Genomic DNA, 12,347 nt, shown 5'->3' with positions numbered 1-12,347 from the left:
ACACCGGTAAAACCGATTTGCTTGGCTGGCGTAGATTCAAGGTTCATACGCAAGTACTTCACATGAGCATTATCAGCAATACGCAGGTCACATACACTGTTAACAAGCCCTTGAGCACCTTCTTCGGCGTCAATGACGAGTTCTTCAATAAAGGTTGCTTCGGCATTTGCTTCAACGTTAATGAAAACGCGTGGCTGGCTCAGGCCGCTAGCATTGCTATGAAAAACCAACTTGAGTGGTTTGCCCAGTTGAGTATTCTTCGCAACGTTGATGAACAAGCCATCTTGCATCAAACCCGCATTCAGTTTTGCAAACAGCAAATGCTCTGCAGAATTACTTATGCTATTGGCGACAAGCTCGCACTCTTTCTCATCAAGAGAAGACAAACTTTTGATGGTGATACCCGCTTGTGACAAGGCATCAGCGTCATAGCTTGGCGCATTATTATTGGCGATCAGTATCGTGTTGCAATCAAGCTCGTAGCTCACTTGGTAGGGGGTAGCGATGGCCGTTGCTGGTGAAAAGCTTTCAGGAAGCTTCAAGTGCTTCGCTGAGTATTTCCAGGCTTCGGTTTTTCGGGTAGGCACAGCCGTTTGTGACAGGGCTGCCATACTTTCTTCGCTATATTTTTTCAGTGACTCGGGTAAGTCAGAAGACTTATTTAGACCGAAATCAATATCACTTAATAAGGTCATTACCGTGTCCCTAAGCTTTGTCTTCTTCGATGCCTAACCAGCCGTAGCCCTTTTCTTCAAGCTCAAGCGCGAGTTCCTTACCACCAGACTTAATAATCTGGCCGTTAGCAAGAACGTGAACGTAGTCAGGAACGATATAATCAAGTAAACGCTGGTAGTGAGTGACCATGACTACTGCACGCTCTGGTGAGCGCAGAGCATTAACGCCGTCAGCAACCACTTTAAGTGCGTCGATGTCTAGTCCGGAGTCGGTTTCGTCAAGAATCGCGAGTGATGGTTCAAGCATTAGCATTTGCATGATTTCATTACGCTTCTTTTCACCGCCAGAGAAACCTTCATTGACACCACGCTTCAAGAAAGATGGGTCTAGGTTAACTTGCTGAATCTTTGCTTTGGCTTGCTTCATGAATTCAGCCGCGTTCATTTCGTCCAGACCGCGGTGCTGGCGAATATTATTGATCGCAGTTTTCATAAATTGCAGGTTGCTAACGCCAGGAATCTCAACCGGATATTGGAAAGCTAGAAAGACACCTTCACGTGCTCTGTCTTCAGTTGACATGTCTAGCAAATCTTTGCTTTCGAAGTCGATACTGCCGTCTGTTACTTCATAAGCTTCATTGCCTGCAAGCACTTGCGATAAAGTACTTTTACCCGAGCCGTTTGGCCCCATAATCGCGTGAACTTCGCCTGCCTTCACTTCAAGGTTTAAGCCTTTCAGGATTTGTTTGCCTTCAACATTGGCATGTAAATTTTCGATCTTTAGCATTGTCTCTCTCTTTAATGCTTTTGGTCATCCCCGCCAGGGCAGGGGCCATTGTATTTTAATTGATTTAGAGTCTTATTAACCGACGGAGCCTTCAAGGCTGACTTCTAATAGTTTTGTTGCTTCGACAGCAAATTCCATCGGTAGCTCTTTAAATACTTCTTTACAAAATCCGTTAACGATCATTGATACTGCATGTTCCGCATCAATGCCACGTTGCTGACACAAGAACAGCTGGTCATCACTAACTTTCGATGTGGTGGCTTCGTGTTCAACGACTGCTGATTTATTCTTACTTTCGATGTAAGGGAAAGTGTGAGCGCCACACTTATCACCAATCAATAGCGAGTCACACTGAGTATAGTTTCGAGCGTTCTCGGCGCCAGGGCCAATACGAACCAAACCGCGATAGCTGCTGTCACTCTTACCGGCTGAAATACCTTTAGAAATGATAGTGCTTGAGGTGTTTTTACCCAAGTGAATCATTTTTGTTCCGGTGTCAGCTTGCTGGAAGTTATTGGTCAGTGCCACAGAGTAGAATTCACCAACACTGTTATCACCTCGCAAAATACAGCTTGGATACTTCCAGGTAATTGCTGAGCCGGTCTCAACCTGAGTCCAGCTAACCTTGGAGTTTTTACCGATACAAGACGCGCGCTTGGTCACAAAGTTGTAGATACCACCCTGACCATTTTCATCACCTGGGTACCAGTTTTGAACCGTTGAGTATTTGATCTCGGCGTCATCAAGAATGACGAGTTCCACAACGGCTGCATGAAGCTGGTTCTCGTCACGCATCGGTGCGGTACAGCCTTCAAGATAGCTGACATGGCTGCCTTCATCGGCAACGATCAATGTTCGTTCGAACTGCCCGGTGTTTGCTTCATTGATACGGAAATAAGTGGATAGTTCAAGTGGGCAGCGAACGCCTTTCGGGATATATACAAAGGAGCCGTCACTGAATACGGCAGAGTTAAGTGCCGAGTAATAATTGTCACGTTGGGGGACAACACTTCCTAAATACTTTTTGACTAGCTCGGGGTATTCGTGAACTGCTTCAGAAATAGGGCAGAAGATAACGCCAGCTTCCGTAAGCTTCTCTTTGAAGGTAGTACCGATAGAGACACTGTCGAAAACAGCATCAACTGCAACACCTGCCAAACGAGCACGCTCATGTAATGGTATGCCCAGTTTCTCGTAAGTTTCGAGCAGTTTAGGGTCGACTTCATCCAAACTTTGCGGCGCATCGTCCGGGTTTTTGGGAGCGGAAAAATAAGCGATGTCGTTAAAGTCGATTTCCGGGAAGTTTACCTGCTGCCATTCGGGTTGTTCCATATCCAGCCAGCTTTGATAAGCTTTCAAACGCCACTCTAGTAACCACTCAGGCTCATTCTTTTTTGCCGAAATACGACGAATGACATCCTCGTTTAATCCGGGTTCAAAGGTTTCTGACTCAATATCGGTCACAAACCCATGCTCATACTCTCGTTTAATCAGGTCTTTTACGGCCTTATCGGAGTCAGACATGCTTTTAAGCTCTCCCAAAAATAAGATATATCCGTTTGATAAAACAGGTTTTTTATCAAGCTGGTGTCATAGAATTTAGCGAATTATATAATAACCAAGTAATTTAGTCAGGTATTTTGATGCCACCTGAACAAAAAATAGTAAAAACGGTCAACTTCGATAAACTTCCAGAGGGCGCGTATTGTAGCTTTTTTTTCCAAAAAAATCAGATTTAGTACAATTAAAATACATTGCTTAGGCTAAGATAGGTATATATTCGGTAAGGAAGGAATGGATGGCTGTTTACACTCAATTGACTCGTTCACAAATAGACAAGCTTCTCGAGTCATATGACTTAGGTGAGCTTGTTGGCTTTAGCGAGATTAGCGCTGGTATTGAGAATACCAATTATTTTCTAGATACCTACCCAAAAAGCGGGGGCGAAGAAGCGGATAAAGGCGCCGTGAGGTATGTTCTTACTCTTTTCGAGAGCATGGAAAAAAACACTTTACCCTTTTTCAATGAGCTGACGACGCACCTGGCCCGAGAAGGTTTTAAAGTTCCTGCGCCAGTATTGACTAAGCAAGGCGAAGCAATTTTCGAACTTGAGCAAAAGCCTGGAATGATCGTTCAATGCTTGTCTGGTAAGGCAGTGGGCAAACCCAAGGTTACACAGTGTGAGGCGATGGCTGAATATCTGGCAAGTATGCACCTGGCTTTAAGGGACTTTCCAAGAAGTCGCCCTTTAGCGCGAGATAGCGATTGGATGTTGGCGCAGAAGGCGCTTTTGCAACAGAGTGCTATGCCAGAAGAAGACTTTGACTTACTAGAGCAGTCAATATTCAGATATAGCAATGAATATGGAAGTGCCACCCAAGACTGCCCTCAGGGTATCGTTCATGGCGACTTATTTCGTGACAATGTCTTGTTTCGGCGGGATGAGGTTTCAGGGGTCATTGATTTCTATCATGCCTGTCAGGCTACCTTGTTATTTGACTTGGCGGTGATGGCGAATGATTGGGCGTGGAATGCATCGAAAGGAGATTATGATGAGGGCTTGCTGAGAGCAATAACTCAGGCTTATCAGTCGCATCGACCCTGGACTGACAGGGAACGAGAGGTTTGGCCCAGGTGTCTTGAGCTTGGCGCCTTAAGGTTCTGGATTAGCCGTTTGGTTAGTTACTATCTGCCAGGTTATCAGCAACATTCTGTAGAGGGTGATACCGCCAAAAACCCGGATGAAATGAAGGCTATTTTACTTCGAGCGCAAGCGCTATAAGTAAAATAGCTAATTTCTTTACCGTATATCCTACTCAAACAAAGCATTAATGTTGGTGTTGAAACTAATATCAACCAGGTTCCAACCTTCTTGAGGCTGGTAGTAATTTAGTTCCCAAACTAAGGCGGCTGAAGGGTACTTCAGCAAATAGCTTATTTTATAGAAATGCTCCCCGACCGACTCTTGCTTCAAAAGTGCAAAGGAAAGCGGCTTGCCCTGACGTGCTTCAAGCATCTTCATATCGTGGGAGATCTTTTTGCCACGTTCCTCAAACTGCTCAGGACTGACGCCAATATAAGCAGACATAAGCGAATAAGCGCTGTCATATTCCGCTTGAACGACTTGGCTCATAAAGTAGTCACTGACTTTATTGATCTTATCTTTGCTGGCGAGAGGCTTGGCCAAACTTAGGCTGCTAAAAGTAATGAGTGATATGCAGCAGATTAATAAGCTGATTTGGCGCAAAGTGAGGTCCCCTATATTTAAGTAGTTAGTACTTTAGATTGTAGCAGAATGCTTAACTAGCGTCATTTGGCTGAGCTTCTTGGGTTTAAATAGTTCCTGGATTCATGCGCATTATTAAACTGACGATAGCGATCAAAGGGTGGGTAGCGGTAATGGACTTTTATTACCAATAACTTTGGTGCTCAGTTATGTGTTTTTCAGCATGGCTCTTATACTGAAGAAGTTTTATGTCGATTAATACTGAGTTTATTTTATGGCACTTTGGCACTTTGGCACTTTGGCACTGGAAAGGAAGTTTGGACGAAACTGGGGTGGTCAAGAAAATACCCATCACTAAGTTTCCCTTTGTTATTGGCAGAAATAAGTCAATTGATATGGTTGTTCTGCGCTCTGGTATTTCTCGTGAACATGCCGAGATAATAAGCAAAGACGGTCGCTTATTTTTGAGAGACCTTCAGTCTACTAATGGTACTTTTGTAAACAAGCAGCGTATTAATAGTGAGGTATTATTGACTCACAACACGGTTATTCATTTTGCTCAATTTGATTTTATTTTAATAGATTCGGAGCATAAGTCTTCGGATGATGAAATGTTAACTGTCGTGATGAATGTTGATGAGGCCTTAGGGCTTCATGACAAGGAGTTTGCGGGGCGCAATGTGCTTAACGCTCCACCTGCCACTAAAAGAAACAATAAGCCTAAAGTGCAGGTTATGGAGGAATCATCTCATGAGAATGTGAAAGCGCATGAAAGGTAGAGTGTTGAGGCACAAACTGAAGAATCACTTCAAAGTCAAAATGCCTTATCTAAGCCGCGAGTTCAGGGTGATGAAAAAGTTTTTATACAAGGGCAGTGGGATGATTCAAACAGGCGCTTGCATTCGCGTAGGGAGGTTCGCTGGCCGGTGCTTGTGACCTTAAAAAGTCAGCAGACGATCCAGTGTACAACGAAAGATCTGAGTGAAGCAGGGATTGCGTTGACCTCACCGGTAAGCATTCAAGAGCGGGCTTTGGTTAAAGTTGATATCAATGCATTCTATAAAGGTCGTCGTTACGATATTACAGCGCTAGGAACGGTAAGGCATTCACTTATTACACCTGATGGCTTTATTGTAGGTGTTCATATAAAGAGTAGTCACCCTAAAAGCAGTGAGTTTCTAACAAAGTTTTCTAATCGAACAATATAGTGCTGAAGCTAACGCGATTGGATTTGATGCTGAAGGGATTGTCTGCACGAAAATATGTTAGCCTGTTGTAATAATTTACGGCCCCGAGAAGATAGGGGCAATAACTTGCGAGACTGTTTTGACCAATAACTATATCCTTCGCCGCTTGCGCTATACCTTTGAATATAATGATCGACAAATGATTGCGCTGTGGGCCAGTGCAGAATGCGCTGTAACTCGAGAGCACATAAGTCAATGGCTAAAGAAAGACGATGATCCAGACTTCGTTAACTGTCCAGATAAAAAGTTTGCCAGTTTTCTCAATGGTATGATTAATAAGTTGCGTGGCAAGAAAGATGGTCCTCAAGCTTTGCCCGAAAGTCGTTTAAATAATAATATTATTTTGCGTAAGCTGAAGATTGCGCTGAACCTTCGAGACGATGATATTTGTGAGCTAATGGCATTAGGTGGCTATCGTGTCAGCAAATCCGAGTTGAGCGCATTCTTTCGTAAAGTAGGCCACAAACATTATCGTGAGCTGCAAGATCAAATGCTGCGCAAGTTTATTCAGGGCATGCAGCGAAAATACCGTGATAGCACAGATGCTGATGAGACTGCGGTTCCTGCATCTCCCGTCCATAGTAAGGAAGACTCAAACAGCGAAAGCGACCGAAATGTGAACAGTGCTATTTGGAATAAATCAAAAGCGGGTAAGTGACTTATTGACTGGTGGATATCGCGCTACCTCTTGAACGAAAAATACAGGGTTGTAGTGTTTTAAGGCCGCGGTCATTAATACAGTAAAAGCGATGATTAAAAAATAACAATCTACGTCAAGCCTTTACCCTAACAGCCCTAAAAATGATAGGATAGCGCAAATTTTTCTAATCTATTTAGTCAGAGATCAGCGCTGTGCCAATTCAAAAACCAAGCATTAAACCAAATAACCCAAACTTTTCATCAGGGCCTTGTAGTAAAAGGCCTGGTTATGACGTTAACCAGCTCCAATTAGATACCTTAGGTCGATCTCATCGCGCCAAGATTGGTAAGACAGCATTGGAAGCATGCTGTACTGAAACGGCGCGTTTATTGGGTTTGCCTGAAGGTTATCGAGTGGGTGTAGTACCGGGTTCTGATACCGGAGCAATGGAAATGGCGATGTGGTCGATGCTCGGTGCTCGTCCTGTCGATGTTTTTGCGTGGGAATCCTTCGGTAAAGGCTGGATAACCGACATTACAAAACAGCTGAAGTTGGATGATGTTTCTCTCTACGAAGCGGACTACGGTAAACTCCCTGATTTTTCTCAAGCTTCTTCTTCTCACGATATTGTATTTACCTGGAATGGCACGACTTCGGGTGTCAAAGTTGAAGACGCCAACTGGATAGCTGACGATCGTGAAGGTTTGACGATTTGTGATGCAACCTCGGCAGTGTTTGCCATGGATATGCCCTGGGAAAAACTGGACGTAATCACATTTAGCTGGCAGAAAGTACTTGGCGGTGAAGGTGCTCACGGCATGCTGATACTTAGCCCTCGAGCTGTCGAGCGCTTGGAAAGCTATACGCCACCTTGGCCAATGCCCAAATTATTCCGTATGACCAAGGCAGGGAAGTTGGTTGAAGGTATTTTTAAAGGTTCAACTATTAATACTCCGTCAATGCTTTGTGTTGCCGATTATTTAGATGCTTTATCCTGGGTTGATGGCTTGGGCGGGGTACCTGCTTTGATCAAGCGCTCAGAAGAGAATTTGGCTGCTGTTGAGCGTTTTGTTGACGCGCATGATTGGATTCACTTTTTGGCTGAAAATAAAAGTACTCGTTCCAATACAAGTGTTTGTTTGGTGCTAGACTTAGAAAAAGACGCACTGAAGAAGATGGTCGCATTGCTAGAGCAGGAAGGTGTAGCCTACGATATAGGCTCATATCGCGATGCTCCTGATGGCCTACGAATCTGGTGTGCAGGTACGATCGAGAGCAGCGACGTTGACGCGCTTATGCCTTGGCTTGAGTGGGCCTATCATAGCTCGCAAGCTTAAGTAAAAGATAGGAGCTAGGCGCTTAATGCGCCTATACTGTTTTTGCTTATAGGGATATCTCGATCAATTGAATATTGCACTGTAACTGGTGCGCCAAGTGACGGGATTAAATATGGATATCAGCAGTTTAGTAACAGCCTTCATTATCATTTTTGCGATTTTTTATATCATTCGTATTTTCAATACCTTGGTAGCTTTAAAAAATCGCTATCAAAACTCTTTCTCTCAAATTGAAGTTCAGCTTAAGCGTCGTTATGACTTGATTCCTAATCTAGTCGAGACGGCTAAGGCTTATCTAACACATGAGCGTGAAACGCTGGAAGCGGTTATATCGGCTCGTAATCAAGCTCTGGCAGGCCTTAAAGCAGCATCCGCTAATCCTTCTAGTGCGGGAGCGTTGCAGGAACTTGCTAAAAGTGAAGGTTTATTACAAAGTGCTTTAGGAAGTCTAAATGTGGCTGTAGAGGCTTATCCGGAACTGAAGGCTAGTGATAACATGAGCCAGCTTTCTGAAGAGCTGACTAGCACCGAGAATCGTGTGTCCTTTGCGCGTCAGTCCTTTAATGATTCAGTTACTGAATATAATCAATATCGTCAAAGCTTCCCTCAAAACCTTTTTGCTACCAGCTTTAGTCACAGAGAAGACGCGACGCTTCTAGAGTTTGAAGACTCGGCACAAATTCAATCGGCTCCCAAAGTTTCATTCTAGACAATGAACTTCTATAAAGCGCAAGATGATGCCAGGAAACAAACCTTATGGTTGTTGGCATTGTTTACCATTGCTGTCGTCTTATTGGTTTTGCTTACAAACCTCTGTGTCGCGTTTTTCGTTTTATACAGTAACCCAGAGTATGCACTGGATGGAGTGAATCCGATTGCTGATGCAGGCGGGAACATTTTTCAGTGGTGCGAAAACCTGATCACCGCACTAGGTTGGAAAAAATTTACCTGGACGACGCTTCTCGTCGTAGGCGTCTTGGCGATGGCTATGCTGTTCAAATGGCTCTCTTTGCGAGACGGAGGAAGGGTTGTCGCTGAAGCTTTGGGCGGTCGACCTGTTCTGACAAACTCAAGCCAGGCTCAGGAAAAGCGCTTACTAAATGTTGTCGAGGAGATTGCTTTGGCCGCGGGTATCCCAGTGCCACAAGTTTATTTGCTTGAAAAAGAACCAGGTATTAATGCCTTTGCCGCCGGTTTGTCGGTTGAGGATGCCGTTATTGGCGTCACACAAGGTTGTTTGGATACTTTTAACCGAGATCAGCTGCAGGGAGTTATTGCTCACGAATTTAGCCATGTTCTTAATGGCGATATGCGCCTGAACATGAAGTTACTGGTTGTCTTGCATGGCATTCTAATGATTAGTGAAAGTGGTCATATGGTGATGCGTATGACGAGTCAACGAGGGCGTCGCTATCGTAGCTATGGTCATGGCCGAAATAATGGCGGCGTGGTTGCGGGCCTGTTTGCATTTGGTTTGTGCCTATGGCTACTTGGCTCGATTGGCCAGTTATTTGGCATGATCATAAAGTCTGCTGTAAGCCGTCAGAGAGAGTTTTTGGCCGACGCCTCTGCAGTGCAGTTTACCCGAAACCCCAATGGTATTGGTGAGGCCTTGAGTTTGATTGGTGGTGCCACTGCCCAGTCACAAGTTGTGCATCATGGCGCTCATGAAGTGAGCCACTTGTTCTTTTCTCGCATCGGATCTCCTAGGCGCTACTTCACCCAGTTTTTTGCTACGCACCCGCCATTAGAAGAACGGATTCGCAGAGTTATGCCACGGTGGAGCGGCCGTTTTATGAAGCCTTCTTCACTAGAGCGGGAAGCAAGTGTTTTATCCGGTAGTGGTGAAACTGTATCGTCTTTTGCTGGGAGTGAGCAAGTAGTAGAACCAACAATAGGCGAGCAAAAAGCTGAATCTGCAAAACCTGTAGAGCATAAACCGATAGAGTTTGAGCCGGCATTTAGTCAGGATGGTGTTTTCAAGTCAGCTTATGATTTGCTTGTTGGTAAAGCTCACGAACCCAGTGAAGCGCCTGCCTTAATGTGTGCAGTCTTGCTTGATGAACAGGAAGCTGTCGTCAAAAAACAGCTTAAGATCGTTAGTTCAAGCCAAAAAGGTTCACCTCAAAAGATTGGTGGTGATCTTGCAGATTCAGTTGCTGACATGATCAAGCCTTTAGCTGAGCTAAACTCCGAGCAGCGCTTGGAGATTGTTGAACTAAGCATACCCGCATTAAAGCTGATGTCTTTAGTGCAATATCGTCATTATCGTTCTTTGTTTCTGGAACTAATTCATGCTGATGGAAAAATTGATGTTTTTGAGTGGCTGATTTTCCAGCTCCTTAAGCAGCATTGTGATCGATATTTTGGCTTGTCGCGTCCAGAAAAACCAAAATATAAAGACATTAAGAAAATTGCTTCTCTTTACCAAGTTGTGCTGTCCCGTATTGTCTATTATGGCTTGGAACGTGAGCAAGCAACTTATCAGCAAGCCTTCAAAGAAGGTTGTGAGGCTGCAAGCGTTGCCGGGATTACCTTGCTACCAATAAGTGACTGCCAATCAGCAAGGTTTACTCGAGCAGTGCATGACTTGGGCTTGGCCTACCCATTGTTAAAACCACGGTTATTGAAAGGTTTGCTCGCGGCTGCCAAATCCGATGCAGTTGTCACGGCAAAGCAGAGTTACTTGATAAAAGGTGTTGCCGCCGTGATGGATTGCCCCTTTGGTGGTGTAGAGAGTTAGTCACAAGCACCTATTATAGAGCTTGGGTGGCTCGCAATACTGCGTGACCTGAACTATAAATAATCAAGGCCTTCTAAAAGTTTCACCTGCTAGAGAGTCTTGATGTACGCAAAGAATAAAAATAACAAAACTCACTGTTCAACATGTGAGGTTCGTCGTGCCTGAAGGTGAGGCTAATATTCTGATTGGTAATGAGGTGTCTGAGCCGGTAGCCAAGAGCTTCGGAAAATCTCTTAGCTTCAAGCTGACTTTCTGGTTTTTAGTTCTGGCAATCGTGCCAATGATCTTGATCGCCTCTATGAGCTATTATCAAGCTTATTCAAGCTTGCGACAAGCAGCTGTTGATGAGTTGGTTCAGGCCGCTGACCTTAATGAGCGCTTCATTCGAAGCTGGTTCAACTATCGTTTTACCGATGTCACCTTACAGGCAGGAGTGCCGACCCACAAAGACCTACTGATTTCACTTCGAGAGGGTTACGAGCACAGCAATACTGATTTATTCACTTATGTGCACAGCTCAGACTGGCAGGCACGGGTAAAAGGCCAGGAAGACAGTATTGTTGCGATAGGCGCTGCTTATCCCTATGTTTACGATATATTCTTAATCGATAATCAAGGCAATATTCTGTATACCATTGAGCATGAAGATGACTTTGGTACCAATCTTTTCGACGGGCGCTATGCCCAGACAAAGTTTTCGTGGCTTGTGCAGTAAACACTCAAACAGAAGAAAACGCTTTTTTCAGATATCGAACGCTATGCGCCATCTAAGGGGCGCCCAGATGGTTTTATTGCGGCACCGATCTTTTCGGGTGACGGCGCAGTTATCGGTTCTTTTGCTATTCAAATTAGATTAGAGCAATTGATAAACCTGCTGTCACGAGATTTGGCGAAAATTAATGCTTCACATTATCTAGTCGGTGCCGACGGCTTGCTTAGAACCAGTATCGATGATCAGTCAGAGATTCTGGAGCGAACTATCGCAACTGAACAATTCGAAAAGTGGCGAAAGGAGCATGCAGTAGGTGCTGAAGAAGGCGTTGTATCAAAAGCTTATAGGTGTAAAAAAACTTCAGAATTCCAAACTCATGACTTGGAGCATGACTATGAAGAGGCTTTCGAATATGTGGGGCCGAATGGTGAAGAGGTAATTGGTATTCATCACTCGGTACGCATATTTAATATTGAGTGGAGTTTGATCAGCGAGGTAGATAAGAAAGAAGCTTTGGCTTCGGCGTATTGGCTAAAACAGATAGTAACGGTATTTGTCATACTGACCGGGCTGCTTAGTATTGTCTTGGCTTTGTGGCAGGCACGACGAGTTTCTAGGCCCATTACAAAGCTTGCAGAAGCAACAATGGCTGTTGCGGCAGGAGAGATGGATCAGCGAGTCGAGATTGATAGCAATGATGAAATAGGACGCTTGGCTGAAGCGTTCAATCATATGCTGGTAATGAGGCAAATGCATGAAAAGGCTTTAGAGGCGAGTGATCAAGAATCTAAGTATGCATTGGCAGCATTAGAGCAGAAGACTAAAGAGCTTATCGTTGCCCGGGATGAGGCCGAGTCTGCTGTTAGAGCCAAAAGCGAGTTTTTAGCCAGCATGAGCCATGAAATACGTACACCAATGAATGGTGTCTTAGGTATGTTGGGGCTGCTAATTAATAGTGAGCTTAATAAAGAGCAGCATCAT

Annotated in this window: 13 protein-coding genes; 9 read left to right on the top strand and 4 right to left on the bottom strand. The window is 44.4% G+C overall.

Annotation, left to right across the window (positions count from 1 at the left end):
* From A3735_RS10895 to sufB, 3 genes are all read right to left on the bottom strand, one after another.
* Positions 1-695: hypothetical protein (locus A3735_RS10895; protein WP_197485853.1), on the bottom strand; the 695-nt coding region annotated here is incomplete at its 3' end.
* A gap of 10 nt (positions 696-705) precedes the next feature.
* On the bottom strand, positions 706-1,461 hold the full coding sequence (gene sufC, locus A3735_RS10890) for a Fe-S cluster assembly ATPase SufC (RefSeq protein WP_068513135.1): 756 nt from the start codon (positions 1,459-1,461) through the stop codon (positions 706-708).
* A 75-nt stretch (positions 1,462-1,536) separates the two neighbouring features.
* Entirely contained in the window at positions 1,537-2,985 is a 1,449-nt protein-coding gene (gene sufB / locus A3735_RS10885; protein WP_068513132.1) for a Fe-S cluster assembly protein SufB, read from the bottom strand.
* Between the two features lie 274 nt (positions 2,986-3,259).
* On the opposite strand from sufB, the gene A3735_RS10880 reads away from it, so the two are divergent.
* Positions 3,260-4,243, top strand: coding sequence for a homoserine kinase (locus A3735_RS10880; protein WP_068513130.1), 984 nt, complete (start codon positions 3,260-3,262; stop codon positions 4,241-4,243).
* A gap of 30 nt (positions 4,244-4,273) precedes the next feature.
* Here the strand turns inward: A3735_RS10880 and A3735_RS10875 are convergent, their stop codons facing one another.
* A complete protein-coding gene (locus A3735_RS10875) occupies positions 4,274-4,648 on the bottom strand; it encodes a hypothetical protein (RefSeq protein WP_156490281.1) in 375 nt (124 codons plus the stop codon).
* A gap of 287 nt (positions 4,649-4,935) precedes the next feature.
* Between A3735_RS10875 and A3735_RS10870 the strand changes: the two genes are divergently transcribed.
* The 8 genes from A3735_RS10870 to A3735_RS32270 form a co-directional block, all read left to right on the top strand.
* Positions 4,936-5,466: an FHA domain-containing protein gene (locus A3735_RS10870; protein WP_068513123.1), complete on the top strand. Its 531-nt coding sequence runs from the start codon at positions 4,936-4,938 to the stop codon at positions 5,464-5,466.
* Between the two features lie 117 nt (positions 5,467-5,583).
* Positions 5,584-5,895 carry a PilZ domain-containing protein gene (locus A3735_RS10865; RefSeq protein WP_197475492.1) on the top strand — a complete coding sequence of 104 codons (312 nt, stop codon included), beginning with the start codon at positions 5,584-5,586 and terminating at the stop codon, positions 5,893-5,895.
* Between the two features lie 118 nt (positions 5,896-6,013).
* Positions 6,014-6,592 carry a DUF1456 family protein gene (locus A3735_RS10860; RefSeq protein WP_068513119.1) on the top strand — a complete coding sequence of 193 codons (579 nt, stop codon included), beginning with the start codon at positions 6,014-6,016 and terminating at the stop codon, positions 6,590-6,592.
* Between the two features lie 194 nt (positions 6,593-6,786).
* The gene (locus tag A3735_RS10855) at positions 6,787-7,911 is read left to right on the top strand and encodes a phosphoserine transaminase (protein WP_231872048.1); all 1,125 of its coding nucleotides are present in this window, start codon (positions 6,787-6,789) and stop codon (positions 7,909-7,911) included.
* Between the two features lie 112 nt (positions 7,912-8,023).
* The gene (locus tag A3735_RS10850; RefSeq protein WP_156494769.1) at positions 8,024-8,620 is read left to right on the top strand and encodes a LemA family protein; all 597 of its coding nucleotides are present in this window, start codon (positions 8,024-8,026) and stop codon (positions 8,618-8,620) included.
* A gap of 3 nt (positions 8,621-8,623) precedes the next feature.
* Entirely contained in the window at positions 8,624-10,654 is a 2,031-nt protein-coding gene (locus tag A3735_RS10845) for a M48 family metallopeptidase (protein ID WP_068513117.1), read from the top strand.
* 157 nt (positions 10,655-10,811) lie between these two features.
* The gene (locus tag A3735_RS10840; protein ID WP_068513115.1) at positions 10,812-11,369 is read left to right on the top strand and encodes a hypothetical protein; all 558 of its coding nucleotides are present in this window, start codon (positions 10,812-10,814) and stop codon (positions 11,367-11,369) included.
* Between the two features lie 147 nt (positions 11,370-11,516).
* Positions 11,517-12,347: HAMP domain-containing protein (locus A3735_RS32270; protein ID WP_156499604.1), on the top strand; the 831-nt coding region annotated here is incomplete at its 3' end.

It is taken from the genome of Oleiphilus sp. HI0061 (assembly GCF_001635675.1).
Note: the sequence above shows the minus strand (reverse complement) of the source record. Positions and strands in the feature narration are given on the sequence as shown.

What these genes read in the sequence shown, in the direction of transcription:
- A3735_RS10880 (WP_068513130.1), top strand. Translation starts at nt 3,260, where the DNA reads ATGGCTGTTTACACTCAATTGACTCGTTCACAAATAGACAAGCTTCTC.
- A3735_RS10850 (WP_156494769.1), top strand. Translation starts at nt 8,024, where the DNA reads ATGGATATCAGCAGTTTAGTAACAGCCTTCATTATCATTTTTGCGATT.
- A3735_RS10870 (WP_068513123.1), top strand. Translation starts at nt 4,936, where the DNA reads ATGTCGATTAATACTGAGTTTATTTTATGGCACTTTGGCACTTTGGCA.
- sufC (WP_068513135.1), bottom strand. Translation starts at nt 1,461, where the DNA reads ATGCTAAAGATCGAAAATTTACATGCCAATGTTGAAGGCAAACAAATC.
- sufB (WP_068513132.1), bottom strand. Translation starts at nt 2,985, where the DNA reads ATGTCTGACTCCGATAAGGCCGTAAAAGACCTGATTAAACGAGAGTAT.
- A3735_RS10845 (WP_068513117.1), top strand. Translation starts at nt 8,624, where the DNA reads ATGAACTTCTATAAAGCGCAAGATGATGCCAGGAAACAAACCTTATGG.